Annotated in this window: 16 protein-coding genes; 3 read left to right on the top strand and 13 right to left on the bottom strand. The window is 71.7% G+C overall.

Features of this window, described 5'->3' with window-relative positions; translation table 11 throughout:
- Nucleotides 1–219: 219 nt before the first annotated feature.
- The 4 genes from DFH01_RS15275 to DFH01_RS15260 all read right to left on the bottom strand — a co-directional run bounded on the left by DFH01_RS15275 (nucleotide 220) and on the right by DFH01_RS15260 (nucleotide 3812).
- Nucleotides 220–1197 carry a 2-dehydropantoate 2-reductase gene (locus DFH01_RS15275; RefSeq protein WP_109871302.1) on the bottom strand — a complete coding sequence of 326 codons (978 nt, stop codon included), beginning with the start codon at nucleotides 1195–1197 and terminating at the stop codon, nucleotides 220–222.
- A 10-nt stretch (nucleotides 1198–1207) separates the two neighbouring features.
- A complete protein-coding gene (locus DFH01_RS15270) occupies nucleotides 1208–2725 on the bottom strand; it encodes an acyl--CoA ligase (protein ID WP_109871301.1) in 1518 nt (505 codons plus the stop codon).
- Nucleotides 2726–2788: 63 nt separating this feature from the next.
- Nucleotides 2789–3607, bottom strand: a complete 819-nt coding sequence (locus DFH01_RS15265) for a metallophosphoesterase family protein (protein ID WP_109871300.1) — start codon at nucleotides 3605–3607, stop codon at nucleotides 2789–2791.
- A 4-nt stretch (nucleotides 3608–3611) separates the two neighbouring features.
- Nucleotides 3612–3812 (bottom strand): YgaP family membrane protein, encoded by a 201-nt coding sequence (locus DFH01_RS15260; RefSeq protein ID WP_109871299.1) that lies wholly within the window; start codon nucleotides 3810–3812, stop codon nucleotides 3612–3614.
- Nucleotides 3813–3939: 127 nt separating this feature from the next.
- Here DFH01_RS15260 and DFH01_RS15255 point away from each other — a divergent pair, with 127 nt between their 5' ends.
- Complete coding sequence (locus tag DFH01_RS15255) at nucleotides 3940–4638, top strand: glutathione binding-like protein (protein WP_109871298.1); 699 nt, start codon at nucleotides 3940–3942, stop codon at nucleotides 4636–4638.
- 3 nt (nucleotides 4639–4641) lie between these two features.
- Entirely contained in the window at nucleotides 4642–5286 is a 645-nt protein-coding gene (locus tag DFH01_RS15250; protein ID WP_109871297.1) for a VOC family protein, read from the top strand.
- A gap of 146 nt (nucleotides 5287–5432) precedes the next feature.
- Here the strand turns inward: DFH01_RS15250 and DFH01_RS15245 are convergent, their stop codons facing one another.
- Nucleotides 5433–6062 carry a class I SAM-dependent methyltransferase gene (locus tag DFH01_RS15245; protein WP_233256126.1) on the bottom strand — a complete coding sequence of 210 codons (630 nt, stop codon included), beginning with the start codon at nucleotides 6060–6062 and terminating at the stop codon, nucleotides 5433–5435.
- Nucleotides 6063–6214: 152 nt separating this feature from the next.
- On the opposite strand from DFH01_RS15245, the gene DFH01_RS15240 reads away from it, so the two are divergent.
- A complete protein-coding gene (locus tag DFH01_RS15240; protein ID WP_109871296.1) occupies nucleotides 6215–7612 on the top strand; it encodes a PleD family two-component system response regulator in 1398 nt (465 codons plus the stop codon).
- A gap of 81 nt (nucleotides 7613–7693) precedes the next feature.
- On the opposite strand, the gene rpmG is transcribed toward DFH01_RS15240, so the two are convergent.
- The 8 genes from rpmG to DFH01_RS15200 form a co-directional block, all read right to left on the bottom strand.
- On the bottom strand, nucleotides 7694–7861 hold the full coding sequence (gene rpmG / locus DFH01_RS15235) for a 50S ribosomal protein L33 (protein WP_109871295.1): 168 nt from the start codon (nucleotides 7859–7861) through the stop codon (nucleotides 7694–7696).
- A 137-nt stretch (nucleotides 7862–7998) separates the two neighbouring features.
- Nucleotides 7999–9426, bottom strand: a complete 1428-nt coding sequence (locus DFH01_RS15230; protein ID WP_109871294.1) for a S41 family peptidase — start codon at nucleotides 9424–9426, stop codon at nucleotides 7999–8001.
- 74 nt (nucleotides 9427–9500) lie between these two features.
- The gene (gene rnr / locus DFH01_RS15225) at nucleotides 9501–11846 is read right to left on the bottom strand and encodes a ribonuclease R (RefSeq protein WP_109871293.1); all 2346 of its coding nucleotides are present in this window, start codon (nucleotides 11844–11846) and stop codon (nucleotides 9501–9503) included.
- Between the two features lies 1 nt (nucleotide 11847).
- The gene (gene topA, locus DFH01_RS15220; RefSeq protein WP_109871292.1) at nucleotides 11848–14571 is read right to left on the bottom strand and encodes a type I DNA topoisomerase; all 2724 of its coding nucleotides are present in this window, start codon (nucleotides 14569–14571) and stop codon (nucleotides 11848–11850) included.
- Between the two features lie 37 nt (nucleotides 14572–14608).
- The gene (gene dprA, locus DFH01_RS15215; protein ID WP_109871291.1) at nucleotides 14609–15718 is read right to left on the bottom strand and encodes a DNA-processing protein DprA; all 1110 of its coding nucleotides are present in this window, start codon (nucleotides 15716–15718) and stop codon (nucleotides 14609–14611) included.
- A 5-nt stretch (nucleotides 15719–15723) separates the two neighbouring features.
- Nucleotides 15724–16308, bottom strand: a complete 585-nt coding sequence (gene plsY / locus DFH01_RS15210; protein WP_109871290.1) for a glycerol-3-phosphate 1-O-acyltransferase PlsY — start codon at nucleotides 16306–16308, stop codon at nucleotides 15724–15726.
- Entirely contained in the window at nucleotides 16305–17579 is a 1275-nt protein-coding gene (gene pyrC / locus DFH01_RS15205) for a dihydroorotase (protein WP_109871289.1), read from the bottom strand. Before pyrC ends, plsY begins: the two co-directional genes overlap by 4 nt.
- Nucleotides 17576–18511 carry an aspartate carbamoyltransferase catalytic subunit gene (locus DFH01_RS15200; protein ID WP_233256125.1) on the bottom strand — a complete coding sequence of 312 codons (936 nt, stop codon included), beginning with the start codon at nucleotides 18509–18511 and terminating at the stop codon, nucleotides 17576–17578. The genes pyrC and DFH01_RS15200 overlap by 4 nt, the downstream gene beginning before the upstream one ends.
- Nucleotides 18512–18583: the final 72 nt, after the last annotated feature.

The following is an 18583-nucleotide window of genomic DNA, read 5'->3' as shown; positions in this document are numbered from 1 at the left end:
GATGCGGCGAAAGCCGATCCGGGTCTTCCGGTGGCCGTCCGCCCACGCTCAGGGGCGGCCGGCAGGCTTCAGCGCAGCGGCAAGGATCCGTTAGCGAATTTGTCGTGCTTGCGGAACAGAGAAATTGCAGGAGAACGCCGGTGAAGAACACCGGCGTTCTCCTGCAAGAAAATGTCCGATACTACTCCGTTACGGACAAGAAACGCCCAGGGGGCGCCCTCAGTAGCAGCCCGCAGCCCGCCCCCGTGCGCGCACCAGCGCCAGCACGGTCCGGCAGGTCGGCACCTCCACGCCCACCAGCTCCGCCAGCTCCACCACCACGCCCAGCAGCGCGTCGATCTCCATCGGCCGTCCGCGCTCCAAATCCTGCAGCATGGAGGTCTTGTGCGCGCCCACCTCCGCCGCGCCCGCGATGCGCTTGTCCACGTCGATCGCGAAGCGCACGCCGAGTTTCTGCGCCACCTCCTGGCCTTCCAGCATCATCGCACGCGCCACGCCGCGCTGGCCGTCATCCGCGATCACCACGTCGAGCGTCGCGGTGGTGAGTGCGGAGATCGGGTTGAAGGCCATGTTGCCCCATAGCTTCACCCAGATCTCGTCGCGGATCTTCGGGCGCACCGGCGCCTTGAAGCCCGCGGCGATCAGCGCCTCGGACAGCGCCGCGATGCGCGGCGTGCGGGTGCCGTCCGGCTCGCCGAGGGTGAAGCGGTCGCCATAGGTGTGCTCGATCACGCCAGGCTCCGGCACCTCGGCGGCCGGATAGACGATGCAGCCTATCGCGCGCTCGGGCGGCAGCAGTTCGGAAACGACGCCGCCGGGATCCACGCTCTCGACGCGGTGGCCCTCATGCGGGCCGGCAAGCTTGTGAAAATACCACCAGGGAATGCCGTTGACGGCCGAGACCACCGCCGTCTCCGGCCCGAGCAGCGGCTGCATCTGCTTCGCCGCGCCGGGCAGCGAATGCGCCTTCAGCGTGACCACCACATAATCCTGCGGTCCCGCTTCCTCCGCCGAGCCGACGGCGCGCACCGGCACCACGCTCTCCTGGCCTTCGCTGCGCAGCGTCAGGCCCTTGGCCTGCATCGCGGCCAGATGCGGCCCGCGCGCGATCACCGTGACCTCGGCGTCGCCCTTCGCGGCGAGCTTCGCCGCCATCAAGCCGCCGATCGCGCCGGCGCCGAATACGCAGAGCTTCATCGCGCGTCCCTCAGCCCGTGACGCCGAGCTTCTCGGCCAGGCCGATGCGCATCAGCTTGCCCGTCGCGCCCTTCGGGATCTCCGGCACGAAGACCACCTTGCGCGGCACCTTGAAGTCGGCGAGCGACTTCGCGCAGAAATCGCGCAGCTCGCGCTCTGTGCATTCGGAGCCCTCGCGCAGCACCACGGCCGCGCCCACTTCCTCGCCGAGCTTCGGATGCGGGATGGCGAAGCACAGAACCTGCGCGACGGCGGGATGCGCGGAGAGCACGCCATCCACTTCCAGCGGCGACACCTTCTCGCCGCCGCGGTTGATCAGCTCCTTGAGGCGGCCCGTCAGCATCAGGAAGCCGTCCTCGTCGAACATCCCCTGGTCGCCGGTGCGGAACCAGCCATTGGTGAAGGCCTTCGCGTTCGCTTCGGGGTTCGCTTCGTAGCCCTTGGTGACGTTCGGGCCGCGGATCACCACCTCGCCGATCCCGCCCTGCGGCATGATGGTGCCGTCGTCATCCATGATGGCCACTTCGGGCCCTGCGGCGCGGCCGACCTTGCCGGGCTTGCGCGGGCCTTCCAGCGGGTTCGAGCACATCTGGTGGCTCGCCTCGGTCATGCCATAGCTCTCGACCAGCGGGCAGCCGAAGGTCTTTTCCATCTGCTCCATCACCGGGCCGGGCAGGGAGGCCGAGGAGGAGCGGATGAAGCGCAGCTTCACGCGCTCGATGATCTCCTTGTTGCGCTCGGCCCGCGAAAGGATCGCCTGGTGCATGGTCGGCACGGCGGTGAACCAGGTCGGCTTCTCCTCGTCCATCCAGCGGAAGAAGCGCAGCGCGTCGAAGCCCGGCGTGCAGACCACCGCACCGCCGGCGCCGAGCGAGCTCAGCACAGCCGCGATCAGGCCGTGGATGTGGAAGAGCGGCATCACGTTGAGGCACGCGTCGCGCGATGTCAGCGACAGCGATGCGCCGATGTGGCGGGCGGAGGCGCAGACATTGCCGTGGCTCAGCGGCACGATCTTCGGCCGCGCCGTGGTGCCGGAGGTGTGCAGCACCAGCGCGACGTCGTCCTCCTCCGCCATGCCGGGCTTCGCCGCCGCGGCATGCGCGCCGCCTTCCAGCGTGAAGTCGCCCGCGGCGGCGCCCGGGATCAGCTCCAGGATCGGCACGCCAAGTTTCTGGGCAGCTGCGCGGGCCGGCGTCTCGGAGCCCTTCAGCACCACGAGCGCCTTGGCCTTCAGGTCCTCGATGTAGAAAGAAAACTCATCCTCGCGGTAGGCGGGGTTGAGCGGTGCGGTCGTGGCGGCGCAGGCGATGGCGACAAAGGCGGCCGCCATCTCCGGCCCGTTCGGCAGCACGATCGCCACCCGGTCGTTGCGCCCGATGCCGATGCCGTTGAGCGAAGCGACCGTTTTCCGTGCCAGCTCGCGCAGCGCGCCATAGGTCAGGTGCGGGCGGCCCTCGGTGGCGCGCAGCGCCGGATGCGGCGCCTCGCCGCGTTCGAGCAGTTGGGCGACGGTCCGAAAGGCGGTCATGCGACGTCTCCGTGTGCACGCTGGTCTATATCGGTGGGGGCAGGGGCCTGGAAGCCCGACGGATCAGCGCGGGTAGGTCTGGTCCCGCACGGCTTCGATCAGCACGGGCTCCAGGCCGGGCGGGGCCAGGGTGATGGTCTCGACATGGTCGGCATGCAGCCGGTGGATCAGCGCCCCGGGCCCGCGGCTGCCGGCCATGCCGGGCTGGTCGGCCGGATCGCAATAGAAGGAGAGCGCCGGCGCCCAGGCATGCAGCACGGGCCCGCGGCGGACTTCGTGATGCAGATGGATATGGCCGGAGGCGACCAGCCGCAGGCCGGGATGGTCCAGCAGCGGCGCCAGCGCGCCGCGCGCTTCCGGCGCGACGGACCAGGGATTCCACGCGGCCTCGTCCAGCGTGGCGAGGAAGGGCGGCTTGTGCAGGAACAGCGCGATCCGCCGCTCACCCGCGCCGGCCGCCGCCTCCGCGATGAAGGCGGCCTGCGCCGCTTCCTCCGCATGGCCGCTGCCCATCACCTCCGAATTCAGGCCGACGATGCGCCAGCCGGGCAGGTCCAGCACCGCGCGGTCCGCGCCGAGATGCCGCCGCCAGCGCGCCAGCCGCGCATCATCCACCGGCTGCCGCGCCGAAAGCCGCGCCTCGCTGCCGACATCGTGGTTGCCGGGCAAGGCCATCAGCCGCCCCGGCAGGCCGCGATGCGCCGCGGCGGCGAATTCCAGGTCGGCGTCGCCGCCCGCGCCGTCCAGCGAAAGATCGCCCGTCGCGACGACGAGATCGGGCGCGACCTCCGCGGCGGCACGCGCCACGCGCTCGAAGTTGCCGCGGAACAGCGGGCTGCGCGGCGAGAGATGCGCGTCGGAAACCTGCAGCAGCGTGATCAAGGGCTCAGCTCCGGTCGGGTGCCGCGCCGGCGGTGTTGACCCCGATCAGCGGATAGATCGGGCAGACCCCCGTGATGCCGGTGACCAGCGGCAGGAAGCCGATCAGGCCCCACCAGCCGAGCGGCCCGAAGATCCACATCAGCACCATCGCCGTGCCGACCCCGATCCTGAGCGTCCGGTCGAGCGATCCGACATTGCGTCCCATGCGGCGCCATCCCCTGTCCACCCGGGATCACACACCGATCCCCCGCCCGCCGTCCAGCAGGCCCCAGCAAGGCTGGACGGCCGCGCGGCGCCGGGGCCATGCTCGCCATCGCATGGAGGGAGGCGGCATGGCGATCGAGGTCTGGTCCTGGCCCACGCCGAATGGGCACAAGGTCCATATCGCGCTGGAGGAACTCGGGCTGCCCTACACGGTGGTGCCGGTGAACATCGGTGCCGGCGAGCAGTTCCGCCCGGAGTTCCTGGCCATCACGCCGAACCACCGCATCCCCGCCATCGTGGACCCGGACGGGCCGGGCGGGCAGCGCCTGGCGCTGTTCGAATCCGGTGCGATCCTGATCTACCTGGCCGAGAAGGCCGGTGCGCTGATCCCGAAGGATCCCGCCGCGCGCTACGCCTGCCTGCAATGGCTGATGTTCCAGATGGGCGGTGTCGGCCCGATGTTCGGGCAATACGGCCATTTCCACACCTATGCGCCCGAGCGCATCCCCTACGCGATGGATCGCTATGCCAAGGAGGTGCGGCGTCTGCACCGCGTGCTGGACAAGCGCCTGGCCGAGGCCGAATGGCTCGCCGGCTCCGAGTATTCGATCGCCGACATCGCGACCTTCCCCTGGATCCGCCTGCCGGAACGCCGAGCGATCAACCTGGCCGACTATCCGAACGTGAAGCGCTGGCACGACGCCATCGCCGCGCGCCCCGCGGTGCAGCGCGGCGTTCAGGTCCTCGCCGACCGCCAGCGCAAAGGCAGCATCACCGAAGCCGAGCGGGAGATCCTGTTCGGCGCAACCCAGTTCCAGGCACGCTGATCCATGGCTGAAATCGACCACATCGTCATCGGCGCCCGCACCCTCGCGGAGGGGGCCGCCTATATCGAGGCGCATCTCGGCGTGAAGCCCGGCCCGGGCGGCACGCATGAGGGCGTGGGCACGCACAACCTGCTGCTGGGCCTGGGCAGGAACAGCTACCTGGAGGTGATCGCCCCCGATCCCGCCCAGCCCGAGCCGCCGCATCCGCGCCCCTTCGACCTCGACAGCCCCAGTGTGCGCACGATGCTGGACGCCGAGCCGCGGCTGCTCGCCTGGGTGGCCCGCACGCCCGTGCTGGATGCCGTGGTGACGCGCCTCGGCGCGCACCATGCCGGCGAGATCCGCGCGATGAAGCGTGGCAAGCTCTCCTGGCGGATGGCGATGCCGCCGCAGAACCAGGACATGAGCAACCTGATCCCCGCCCTGATCCAGTGGGACGATGGGAAGGGTGCCGCGCCGCGGCTGGCTGATTCCGGCGTCCGGCTGGTCGCGCTCGAGGCCGAGCATCCGGAGGTGGACGCGGTGCGCCTCGCTCTGGCCGGGCGCGGGCTGGACGAGGCGATCCGGCTCCGCCGCAGCCCGCATGCCAGGCTGGTGGCGCGCTTCACCCGCGCCGACGGCACGGAGGCCGTGCTCGCCAGCGCCTGAACCGGCCTGCCCCGCCCGCCGGCCCTTCGCCCGGCGGGGCGGCCCGGTTGCGAGAGGCATGGCCCCCCGCACGCCGTAATGGTAAATTCAGGCTCTTCGCACCGCGGGTGAGTGGAAGGAACAGGATGCCCTTGCGGCTTGCCGCGTCACCGGATCGGCTGGTAGCGCCAGACGCTGGCGGGCGGCAGGTTCAGCGGTGTCCAGGCCTCCCGCTTCGCCGTGAGCCCCAGCTTGCGATACGGCAGCGGCGAGGTGATGCAATAGGTGTAGAGCAGGAAGCCCTTGCCGGGCGCCACGGCCTCGACCGCATCGACGAAGCGCTGCTGCTGCTCCAGCGGCAGCATGACCAGCGGGATGCCGCAGATCGCCGTCCCCACCTTGCCGTGCAGCCGCTCGGGCAGGTCGCGCGCCAGCTCGAACGCGTCGCCCTGGATCACGTTCACGCCGGGCAGGACCTGGCGCAGGTGGTCGGCCATGTCGCGTACGATCTCCACCACGACCAGCCGCTCGGCCGGCACGCCGGCGGCGAGCAGGGCGCGGCTGATCACGCCGGTGCCGGCGCCGAGCTCCACCACCACCTCGTCCTCGGCCCGCCGGACCAGCGCCGCGATGCGCCGGCAGAGCGCGGGAGAGGAGGGGATGACCGAGCCCATCTGCAACGGATTGGCCAGCCAGCGGCGCAGGAACAGGCCCGTGTTCCTGACCTCGGCATGCGAGCGGCCCTCGCCCTGGCCCACTTCTGCGGGGCGTTGGCCATCCGCGGCGATGTCCGACATGCGGTTCTCCTCGACAGAATCGTGACAGGCAGGCGGCACCGCTACCCGGCGCGCCGGGACAGCGCGCGCACGCATCGGCGTCAGTGGCGTGACAAGTCGCTGACGGCCCCGGGCGTTCGCGCCCCCCGGCTCACGCCCGCGCGAGGCCGCCGATGACCGCCCGTGTCCTCGTGGTGGACGACATCGTCGCCAATCTCCGCCTGCTCGAGGCGAAGCTGCTGAACGAGTACTACGAGGTTTCCGTCGCCGGCTCCGGGCAGGAGGCGCTGGCGCTGGTGCAGCGCTGGCAGCCCGATGTCGTGCTGCTGGACGTCATGATGCCGGGGATGGACGGGTATGAGGTCTGCCGCCGGCTGAAGGCGCAATCGGCCACTGCCCATATCCCGGTCGTGATGGTGACCGCGCTCACCGACCAGGCGGAGCGGGTGCGGGGGCTGGAGGCGGGGGCGGACGACTTCCTCTCCAAGCCGGTGGACGACGCCACGCTCTTCGCGCGCCTGCGAGCCCTGCTGCGCATGAAGCAGGTGCTCGACGCCTGGCGCCTGCGCGCCGAGACGGCACGGGACCTCGGCTTCGAGCCGACGCCCGGGCCATCCGCCTCCGTCGCCGGTGCCCGCGCGCTGCTGGTGCTCGGGGAGCCGGCCGAGGCGGAACTGCTGGGCGACATGCTGCGGCGCGACGGGGTCGAGGCGAGCGCCTCCGCCGACATCGCCGGCGCCTGGGATGCGATTCGCCGCGAGCTGCCCGACGTGGTGCTGATCAGCCTCGCGCCCGATGGCGGGGATGCGCTGCGCTTCGCCTCCCGCCTCCGGGCGGAGACACTCACCCGGGACGTGCCGGTGGTGCTGGTCGCCGATGCCTCGCAAAAGGGTCTCGTGCTGCGGGGCTTCGACCTGGGCGCCAATGATCATGTGCTGCGCCCGGTGGACAGCAACGAGCTCCGCGCCCGGATCCGCAACCAGATCCGCCGCAAGCGCTACCAGGAACGGCTGCGGGCCGAACTCGACCGGTCGCTGGAACTGGCGGTGACCGATCCGCTGACCGGCCTGCGCAACCGCCGCTACGTGCGGCGCCACCTGGATGCGGTGCTGCGCGGCACCGGGGCCGCAGTGCTGCTGCTGGACGTGGATCACTTCAAGCGGGTGAACGACACCTATGGCCATGCCGCGGGCGACCTCGTGCTGCGTGAGGTGGCCGAGCGCGTCCGCGCGCATCTGCGCGCCGCCGACGTCGTCGCGCGCTATGGCGGCGAGGAGTTCATGGTCGTGATGTCGGGTGCCAGCACCGAGGATGCCTGCCTGGTGGCGGAGCGGCTGCGCGGCGCCATCGCCTCCTCCCCGGTGCTGGTGGACGGGCACTCGCTGAGCGTCACGGCGAGCGTCGGCGTCGCCTCCGGCGGCGCGGGTGCCGCATGCGACGACGTGATCGGCGCCGCCGACGCGGCGCTCTACCGGGCGAAGAACAACGGCCGGAACCGGGTGCAGGCGGCGGAGACGCGGGACTGGCCGCCCGAATCGATCACCGACCGTCGCCCGCGCGTCGGCATCTGAAGGGGCCGCAAACGTCGAAAGCCCGGCCAGGGGCCGGGCTCTCCATGCCGTTCCGGGCAGCGGGCCGGAGGCCCGCCGGGATCACTTGATCTTGGCTTCGCGGAACGGAACGTGCTTGCGCGCGACCGGGTCGTACTTCTTCAGCTCGAGCTTGCCCGTGGCCGTCCGGGTGTTCTTCTTCGTCACGTAGAAGTAGCCGGTGTCGGCGCTGCTCACGAGCTTGATGAGGACGGTGTTGGCCTTGGCCATGGTCAGGGTTCCAGCGGATAAAATGGCGGGCACCGCGCACACCGACGGTGGCCCGGCAGGACGCCGGAACATAGTCGGGCGCCGCCGCAGGTCAAGGCGAAAGGGCGGGCTGCGGACCGGGTGCCCGCCGAAGCGCCCTACTGCGGCAGGGATCGCAGCGCCGTCTCATAGGCGCGAGGGCTGTCGATCAGGGCCCGCGCGGCCGCAAGATCGGCCGGCCGGCCCTCGGCCGGCGGGCAGGCGCCGCGCAGGGCGACCACCTCCGAAGGCAGCACCGGCGGCCGCGCCGCCCTTTGCCGGGCCAGCGCCGCCGCCATGGGCGGGCGCCCGGCCGCGAGCTCCGCGAGGCCGGCGGCGAGCGCCTCCGGCCCCAGGCTGGTGCAGAGCTCCGGCAGCACGCCGAGGCCCTGCACGGGCCAGCCGGAAGGCGAGACCACCTGCGACCAGGTGATCAGCAGCTCCGCCTCGTTGGCCAGCGGCGCGACCAGCTGGATCAGGCCCTTGCCCGTGGTGGCGCTGCCCACGATCACGGCCCGGTGGCGCGCGGCCAGCGCCATGGCGACGATCTCGGCCGCCGAGGCCGTCCGGCCGTCCACCAGCACGACCACCGGTCTGCCCTGCGCCAGGTCGCGCCCGCCCGCCACGTAGCGTCGGGCCGCATCGGGGTGCCTTCCCTCGGTGCGCGCAACCTCGCCCGAGGTGAGGAAGGCGTCGGCCACGGCCACCGCCTGGGTCAGCAGCCCGCCCCGGTTGCCGCGCAGGTCCAGCACCACGCCGCGGGGCGGGCGGTCGTCGAAACCCTCCACCAGCGTCGCGATGATCCGGTCCTCGGTCTGGGAGGAGAAGCCGCTGACGCTGATCCAGAGGATGTCGTCCCGCCGCTCCACGCTCACGGTCTCCGGCACCACCAGCTCACGCACCAGCGTCACCCCGAAGCGGCGCGTGCCCCGCGCCAGCGTCAGGGTCACCGCCGAGCCTTCCGGCCCTTCGAGCAGGGCGGCGGCCCGCTCGGGCTCGGCGGCGCTGAGGCGCCGGCCGTCCACGGCGAGCAGCCGGTCGCCGACCCGCACGCCTTCCTCCGCGGCCGGGCCGCCCTGGGTGACGGCGACCACCCGCAGCCCGTTGCCGCGCACCGCGATGCGCAGGCCGAGTCCGGACTGGCCGACCCGCCGCTCGCGGCTGATACGGGCCTCCGCGGCCGTCACGTAGCGGCTGTAGGGATCGAGGTGGTTGAACACCTCGTCGAAGCCCGACGCGATCACCCGGTCCGCCCCGGCCCGGCGCAGTACCGGCGAGACCCGCCAGGCCGCCTCGTAGGTCTCGGCGAGCAGCTCGCCGAGCGCGGTGCCCGCCGCCTCGGGTGTGGCGGCGGCGGCAAGGCGTGCGAGGGGAAACGCCGCCAGCGGCTTGTCCTCCACCGTCACTCGCAGCTGACCGTCGTGCTGGACGACGTCGAATCGGGGGTCGAGCACGCCCAGGCCGCGCAAGGACCAGAGCGCCAGGTCGGGAATCGCCGCGCCTTCCAGGTGACGCTCCAGCACGAGGCGCATCGCCTCGGCGATCACGCGCTGCGCCAGCGGGCGGGGAAACGCCTCGGCGTCCGCCAGCGCCGGCAGCGGCGCCGCGAAAAGCCAGAGGCTCAGCGCCGCCGCGAAGGCCCGGAACGCCGACCCGAATGGGAAGGAGGCTTGCGGCCGCGCCCGGCGCGCGGATCGCCCTGCATCAGCCGGAACACCATGCCGCCGGTGCGCGGAGTCGCGGAGACGAGTTGAACCTCGACCGCCTGGCCGAGGCTGAAGGTGAGGCGCGTTCTCTGGCCGGTCATCGCGTGCCCGGCTCCATCCAGCTGCCATCGGTCGTCCGGCAAGGACGCCAGCGGGACGATTCCGCTCGCGCCATTCGCCTCTACAGTCACGAAGAGACCGAATCGAGTCACCCCACTGATTCGCGCATCGAACATGTCGCCGACGCGGTCCGCCATCCAGGCGGCGAGATAGCGGTCCACCGCATCGCGTTCCGCCATGGCGGCGCGGCGCTCGGTCTGGGTGATGTGCTCGCCCGTGTCGGGGAAGCGCGCGGCCTCCTCCTCCGCCAGGCCGTCGCGGCCGAGCTTCAGGCCGTTGACCAGAGCGCGATGCACCAGCAGGTCGGCGTAGCGCCGGATCGGGCTGGTGAAATGGGCGTAGCGCGCCAGCGCCAGGCCGAAATGGCCGATATTGTCCGGGCTGTAGGCCGCCTGGGACTGGCCGCGCAGCACCGCCTCGTTCACCAGCCGCGCCTCCGGCCGGTCCTTCACGAGCTCCAGCACCTGGGAGAAGTCCCGCGGGTGGATGCGGTCGCGCGGCGCCAGCTTGATGCCGAGGCCCTGCAGGAACTGGCGCAGGCCTTCCAGCTTCTCGTCGCTGGGGCGGTCATGGACGCGGTACATGCAGGGCTGGCGCAGCCGCTCCAGCTCCTCCGCCGCGCAGACATTCGCGGCGACCATGAACTCTTCGATCAGCTTGTGGCTGTCGAGACGGGCGCGCGGGACCACCGCCTGGACATTGCCCCTGGAGTCGAGCAGTACGCGGCGTTCCGGCACGTCGAGATCCAGCGTGCCGCGCCGCTCGCGCTCCGACAGCAGCGCCCGGAACGCGCCGTAGAGCTTCTGGACGTGGCCGGCTTCCAGCCCTTCGGGATCGGTGCCGGCATCGTGGTGGGCCTGCACCTGTTCGTAGGTGAGGCGGGCGGCGCTGCGCATCAGGCCGCGGCCGAAGCGGTGGCCGGTCTTGGTGCCCGCCCTGTCGAAGCGCATCTCCACGAACAGGCAGCCACGATTCTCGTTCGGCCGCAGGCTGCACCAGCCATTCGAGAGCGCCTCGGGCAGCATCGGCACGACGCGGTCCGGGAAATACACGCTGTTGCCGCGCGCCCAGGCCTCCCGGTCCAGGGCCGAGTCCGGCTTCACGTAGTGGGCGACATCGGCGATGGCGACGAGCACGCGCCAGCCATGCCCGTCGGGCTCGGCGAAGACGGCATCGTCGAAGTCGCGGGCATCCTCGCCGTCGATGGTGACGAGGGGGATGCCGCGCAGATCCTCGCGGCCGCGCACGGTCACTCCCTTGGCGCGCTCGGCCTCCTGCACCGCTTCGGCGGGAAAGATGTCCGGGATGCCGTGGGCGTGGATGCAGACGAGGGAGACGCTGCGCGGCTCGCCCATGCGGCCCAGCACCTCGACGATGCGGGCCGGGCGCGGGCCGAAGGCGCGGTGCTGGGGCAGGGGCTCGGCCAGCACGATGTCGCCCGCGGCGGCGCCGTTCGCGTCGGCGGGCGAGACCATCCAGTCGGCGCGCTGGCGGCGGTCGGTCGGGATGATCCTGCCTTCCTCGAAGACGCCGAGGATGCGGGCGGGTGCGCCGCTGCCGGCGAGCCGCTTGAAGGTGCGGCCTTCGTATTTCGTACCGCCGAGGAATTTCAGCCGCGCGAGGACGCGCTCGCCCGGCGCGAGGGCGGGCTGGCCGCGCGCCTCGGGGCGCATGAAGATGGCGGGGGGCGGCCCGTTTGCCTTGTCCCACTGCACCGGGCGCGCGATGGCGTCGCCATCGGCGTCGGTGCCGACGACCTCCACCACGGTCATGTCGGGCAGGCGATCGGGTGCGGCGAAGCCGCGGCGGCCGGCGGGCGCGGCCTGGCCGGTTTCCTTCAGCGATCGCAGCAAGTCGCGCAGCGCCGGGCGCTGTTCGGTGGTCAGGCCGAAATGCCGGGCGATCTCGGTCTTGCCGACGCGGCCCGGCGCGTCGCGGAGGAAGGCGCGGAGTTCCTCGCGGCTGGGCAGCCGCGGCTCGCCCTTTTCGCCCCTCGGCTTCCGCCGAGGTGCCTTCGCGGCAGTATGCTCGAACCGCTTCGCGTCTCCCGCGGCTGCGGGAGGGGCCGCGCGACCTTCGGGTGTCGCCCGAACCCGCTTCCGCGCGGCATGCCCCTTCTTCGGCGGCCCGCGGCGCGGCATCCTATTTCGCCTTGCGGGTGGCGGTCTTCGCGGCCGGCTTCTTCGCCGCGGGCTTCCGCGCCGGCGCCTTCTTCGCCGCGGCCTTCCGTGGCGCCGCCTTCGGCTTCTCCTCGCCATCCGGCGCCGCCGCCTTGCGCGAAGCCGGTTTCGCCTTGCCCTTCGCGCCCTTGGCTCCCCGCGGTGGCAGCGCCTTGCCCTTCTCGGCGAGCAACGCGACCACCTCGTCCAGCGTCGCCGCTTCCATCTCCATGCCGCGCGGCAGGTTGGCGACCATGCCGCTGTGCAGGGCATAGGGACCGAAGCGGCCCTTGCGGATCTCCACCGGCTGCGCGTCCTTCGGGTGCTGTCCCACCAGACGAACCTTGGCGCGCGCCTTGGCCAGCAACTCCATCGCGCGGTTCATGCCGAGCGTCAGCACCTCATCGCCGGGCTCGAGCGACTGATACACGTTGCCCAGCCGCACATAGGGCCCGAAGCGGCCGATGCCTGCGGTGATCTCCTCCCCCGTCTCGGGGTCGCGTCCGACCACGCGCGGCAGGGAGAGCAGGCCGAGGGCGGCCTGCAGGTCCAGCGTCTCGGGGTTCATGTCGCGCGTGAGGCTGGCGCGGCGCGGCTTCACCTTCTTGCCGTCCTGCTCCGTCTCCTCGCCGAGCTGCACATAGAGCCCGTAGGGGCCGCGCCGCAGCGTCACTGGCTGGCCGGTGGCGGGGTCCACGCCCATCTCGCGCTGGCCTTCGTTGAGCCCTGCCGCGCCTTCGGCCTCGGCCCCGGGCACCGCCAGCGGCCGCGTGTAGCGGCATTCGGGGTAGTTCGAGCAGCCGATGAAGGCGCCCTGCCGCCCCAGCCGCAGCCCAAGCCGGCCATTCGCGCAGGCGGGGCATACACGGCCATCCGAGCCGTCCGCCTTCTGCGGGAAGAAATGCCGCCCCAGCTCCTCGTCCAGCGCGTCGATAACGTCGCTGATCTTGAGGTCGGTGGTCGCGGCGATTGCGGCGGAAAAATCCTCCCAGAAGGCGCGCATCACCGCGCGCCAGTCGGCGCGCCCGCCGGAGATGTCGTCCAGCTTCTCCTCGAGCCCCGCGGTGAAGCCGTAGTCCACGTATTTCTCGAAGAAGGATTCGAGGAACGCGGTGACGAGGCGCCCGCGATCCTCCGGCAGGAAGCGCCGCTTCTCCAGGCGGACATATTGCCGGTCCTGCAGCACCTGCAGGATCGAGGCATAGGTGGAGGGGCGCCCGATGCCGAGCTCCTCCAGCTTCTTCACCAGCGTCGCCTCCGAGTAGCGCGGCGGCGGCTGGGTGAAATGCTGGGTGGCGGCGACGGCGCCGGTCTTCAGCGGGTCCTTTTCCCGCATCGGCGGCAGCGTCTTCTCGTCGTCATCGTCGGCGGCGGCCGTCGCGATGCCCGCGCGGGCGTCGGCCGCGCGGTCGTCCTCGTCCTCCCGATAAAGGCGCAGGAAGCCGTCGAAGGCGACGACCGAGCCGGTGGCGCGCAGCCGCGTCTTTCCTGGCCCGTCCGCGATCTCGACCGTGGTCTGGTCTAGCTCGGCCGACTGCATCTGGCTGGCGACGGCACGCTTCCAGATCAGCTCATAGAGGCGGCGCTGGCGGTCATCGAGGAACGGCCCGACCTGCTCTGGCGTGCGCGTGACGTCCGTCGGGCGGATCGCCTCATGCGCTTCCTGCGCGTTCTTCGCCTTGGACTGGTATTCGCGCGGCGCGCCCGGCACGTAGTCGCCGCCGAAGCTTTCCTTGACGTGGTCGCGGATGGCGAAGATCGCCTCGCGGGCCATCTGCACGCCGTCCGTCCGCATGTAGGTGATCAGGCCCACCGTCTCGCCGGCAATGTCCACGCCTTCGTAGAGCTGCTGCGCCAGGCGCATGGTCTGCTGCGCGCCGAGGCCGAGCTTGCGGGACGCTTCCATCTGCAGGGTCGAGGTGGTGAAGGGCGGCGGCGGGTTGCGCCGCACGCGCTTCTTCTCGACCGAGACGACGCCGAAGCGCCCGGCTTCTACCGCCCGCTTCGCGGCCAGGGCCGCCGCCTCGTTCGGCAGGTCGAACTGCTCGAGCTTCTTTCCTTCGTGATGGGTCAGGCGGGCCGTGAAGGGGGCACCGGTGGGGGTCTGGAAGCGCGCCTCGACCGTCCAGTATTCGCGCGCCCGGAAGGCCTCGATCTCGGCCTCGCGCTCGCAGATCAGCCGCAGCGCGACCGACTGCACGCGGCCGGCCGACTTCGACCCTGGCAGCTTCCGCCACAGCACCGGCGAGAGGTTGAAGCCCACCAGGTAGTCCAGCGCGCGGCGGGCCAGATAGGCCTCGATCAGCGGCGTATCGAGGTCGCGCGGGGCGGCGATCGCGGTCTGGATGGCGCGCTTGGTGATCTCGTTGAAGGTGATGCGGTTGACCTCGACGCCCTTCAGCGCGCCGCGCCGGGCCAGCATGTCCTTCACATGCCAGGAGATCGCCTCGCCCTCGCGGTCCGGGTCGGTGGCCAGGAACAGCCGCCGTGCGCCCTTCAGCGCCTGCGCGATCTCGCGCACCTGGCGCTCACCGCGGTCATCCGCCTCCCAGTCCATGGCGAAGTCCTCCTCCGGCCGGACGGAGCCGTCCTTGGGGGGGAGGTCCCGGACATGGCCGAAGGAAGCGAGCACGCGGAAATCGCGGCCGAGATACTTGTTGATGGTCTTGGCCTTTGCCGGGCTCTCGACCACGACGACGTCGGTCATGCTTGCGGATTCGCCCAGTTTGTCCGGCGCAAGCCGGTCAGCTTGCGGCGCGCGCGACGCGGTTGCCGGGCAGGGGTTCCACCAGACCGGAAAGCTCCAGGTCCAGCAGGATGGCCCGCACCGTTGGCGGCGAGAGGTGGCAGCGCCGGACCAGATCGTCAACGGCTACCGGTGTAGGTCCAATCAATTCAAGCAGTTGCGCGGCGGCATCGGAGGGCGCAGGGGGCTCCTCCACCTCCTGCGGTTGCGCTTCGGACTCGCTGCGGGGGCGGAACAGGGGCAGGTCGCGGGGCGCCTCGGGCAGGTGGGCGAACACGTCCTCGGCCGTCTCGACCAGATGGGCGCCCTGCCGGATCAGGTCGTTCGACCCACGGCAACGCGGATCGAGCGGGCTTCCCGGCACGGCGAAGACCTCGCGCCCCGCTTCCAGCGCCAGGCGCGCTGTGATGAGGCTGCCGGAGCGCAACGCGGCCTCGACCACCACCACGCCCAGCACCAGGCCGGCGACGATGCGGTTGCGGCGGGGAAAGTGGCGGGCAAGCGGGGCGGTGCCGAAGGGCGCCTCGGCCACCACGGCCCCGCCTTCGGCCGCGATGCGGGCCTGGAGCTTGGCGTTCTCGGGCGGGTAGGGCTGGTCAAGGCCGCCGGCGACCACCGCGACGGTGCGCCCATGCGCCTCCAGCGCACCAAGATGGGCCGCCGCATCCACGCCGCGCGCGAGGCCAGAGGTGACGGCAAGGCCACCGGTGGTCAGACCCGCCGCGAGTTCCTCCGCGATGCGCCGCCCGCTGGCCGAGGCCGCGCGGGCGCCGACCAGCCCCACCTGCCGCCGCAGCAGGACAGATGCGTCGCCGAGCACGGCGAGCACCGGCGGCGCGTCCTCCGTCAGCGCGAGCAGCGGCGGGTAGCCGGGGCCGTCCAGGTGAAGCCAGGTGCCGCCGAGCTTTGTGACTGCCCCTGTCTCCCGTTCGGCGGCGTCGGCGGGGAAGGGGGCGAGAGGACGCCCCGTCTGCGAGGAGATGCGCGGCAGCGCTGCCAGCGCCGCGGCGGCCGAGCCGTGGCGGGCGAGCAGCCGGCGGAAGGTGGAGGGGCCGATGCCCTCGGTCCGGGCGAGGCGAAGCCGCGCGAGGTGGTCCGCGTCCCGCAACCCGCCTAGCCCTTCGAGCCCACCCGTGGTTCCGTCCCCGCCAGCAGGCGCTGGATGTTCGCCTTGTGCCGCCAGGCGATCAGCGCCGCGAGTCCCGCGGCGAAGACCGCGAGCTTTGCATCCCCGAAGATCAGTGCCGCGATCGGCGCCGCAACGCAGGCCGCGAGCGCGCCGGCGGAGGAGATCCGCGTCACCGCGAACACCGCCAGCCATGTGCCCAGCGCCACGGCGCCCAGCCACCAGGCTGCGCCGAACAGTACGCCCGCACCGGTGGCCACGCCCTTGCCACCCTTGAATCCGAGCCAGACCGGGAAGGCGTGGCCCGCCATGGCAGCGACGCCCGCCACCAGCCCGGCATCCTCGCCCCAGAGCCAGCGCGCGATCAGCAGCGCCGCGAGCCCCTTCACCGCGTCCAGCACCAGCGTCGCGGCCGCGAGGCCCTTGTTCCCGGTGCGCAGCACATTGGTCGCGCCGATATTGCCCGATCCGATGCTGCGGATGTCACCAAGGCCAGCCGCCCTGGTCAGCAGCAGCCCATAAGGCACGGAGCCCAACAAGTATCCGAGCGCGGCAGCGAGCAGAAAGGTCATCCGAACACCCGCCGCCCGGCCTTCCAGGTGCCGAGCACCTTGCCTTCCAGCGCCCGCCCGTCGAAGGGCGTGTTCTGCGCCTTGCCGGGCAGCTTCCCGGCCTCCACGCGCCAGCCGCGCTCGGGGTGGAACAGCACCAGGTCCGCGGGCGCACCCTTGCGCAGCGTCCCGGCCTCGATCCCCAGCAGCTTCGCGGGCCGTGCCGTCAGCAGGTCCAGCGCCTGCAGCAGCGTCAGGTCGCCGGCATGCACGCGGGCCAGAGTCACCGCGAGCAGCGTCGCGAGCCCCGCCCCGCCAGCCTCGGCCTGGGCGAAGGGCAGGCGCTTGTCGTCGGCGTCGCGCGGCTGGTGGTCCGACGCGATGGCGTCGATCGTGCCGTCCTTCAGCGCGGCCACCACGGCGAGCCGGTCCTCGTCCGAGCGCAGCGGCGGGGAGAGTTTCGCATAGGTGCGATACTCGCCGATCGCCGTCTCGTTCAGGTCGAAATAGGGCGGCGCGGTGTCGCAGGTAACGCGCAGGCCCAGCACCCGCGCGGCGCGGATGTGGGCGAGGGCGGCCGCGGTCGAGACATGTGCGAAATGCACATGCCCGCCGGTGATCTTCGCGAGCTCGATGTCGCGCGCGACCAGCATGGATTCCGCGGCGACGGGGATGCCGGGCAGGCCCATGCGCGTCGCGCGCTCGCCTTCCGTCGCGGCGCCGCCGGCGGCGAGGCTCGGCTCCTCCGGATGCTGCACCACGAAGCTGCCGAAGGCGCGGGCGTAGGACAGCGCGAGGCGCATGGTGCGCGCATTGCCGATGGCGCGCGTTCCGTCGGTGAAGGCGACGGCGCCGGCTTCCTCCAGCAGGCCGTATTCGGCGATTTCCTTCCCCGCGCAGCCCGCTGTGGCCGCTGCATAGGGCAGGATCGTCACGCAGCCCGTCGCCTCGCCGCGGCGGATCACGAACTGGATCAGCGCGGCGTCGTCCAGCGGCGGGTCGGTGTCGGGCAGCGCGCAGAGGGTGGTGATCCCGCCAGCGGCGGCCGCCTGAGCCGCCGAGGCGATGGTTTCGCGGTGCTCGGCGCCGGGCTCGCCCAAGGCTGCGCGCAGATCCACGAGGCCGGGCGCGAGGCAGGCGCCACCGGCATCCACAACTTCCGCCCCGTCCAGTCGGCCGAGGCCGGTGCCGTGGTCCAGGATGATTCCGTCCCGCACCAGCAACTCGCCAGCCGCATCGAGGCCCGAGGCGGGGTCCAGCAGGCGGGCGTTGGTGATATGCAGCAGGCTCATGCGTTGCGCCGCAGGTTGCGCGACAGCAGGTCCAGCACCGCCATCCGCACCGCAACCCCCATCTCCACCTGCTCACCGATCACGCTGCGGGCGGGATCGTCGGCCACCGCGCTGTCGATCTCGACGCCGCGGTTCATCGGGCCGGGATGCATCACGATGGCATCCGGCTTCGCGTAGGCCAGCTTTGCGGCATCCAACCCAAAGAAGCGAAAGAACTCGCGCGCGCTGGGCACCAGGCCGCCAGTCATCCGCTCTTTCTGCAAGCGCAGCATCATCACGACATCGGCCCCTTCCAGGCCCGACTTCATGTCGTGATGCACCTCCACGCCGAGCCGCCCGGCTTCGGACGGGATCAGCGTCGGCGGGCCGACGATGCGGACGCGGGCGTTCATCGTCAGGAGCAGGTGGATGTTGCTGCGCGCGACGCGGGAATGCAGCACGTCGCCGCAGATCGCGACCGTCAGCCCCTCCAGCCTGCCCTTGCGGCGCCGGATGGTCAGCGCGTCCAGCAGCGCCTGGGTCGGGTGCTCATGCGTGCCGTCGCCGGCATTGATCACCGCCGCATCCACCTTCTGGGCCAGCAGCGCCGGCGCGCCGGACTGGCCGTGGCGCACCACCAGCAGGTCGGTCCGCATGGCGTTCAGCGTCGCGGCGGTGTCGAGCAGCGTCTCGCCCTTGTTCACGCTGCTGGTGGACACCGACATGTTGACGATGTCGGCGCCCAGCCGCTTGCCGGCCAGCTCGAAGCTGGTGCGGGTGCGCGTGGAATCCTCGAAGAACAGGTTGATGAGCGTGCGGCCCTTCAGCAGGTCGCGCTGCGTGGTGCCGCGCCGGTTCTGCAGGGCGTAGTGGTCCGCCAGCTCCAGCAACTCGGCGATATAGGGCGGCTCCAGGCCTTCGATGGCGAGGAGGTGGCGGAAGGGGTAGGGCACGGGGCCGCACCTTAGGCGCGGCGGCGGGGATTCGGCCAGTCTGGCGGCTTGCATGTCGGGCGGGCCGATTCA

The organism is Falsiroseomonas bella (assembly GCF_003173615.1).
Lineage (GTDB): Bacteria > Pseudomonadota > Alphaproteobacteria > Acetobacterales > Acetobacteraceae > Falsiroseomonas > Falsiroseomonas bella.
This window is presented reverse-complemented; position numbering and strand designations above follow the sequence as displayed.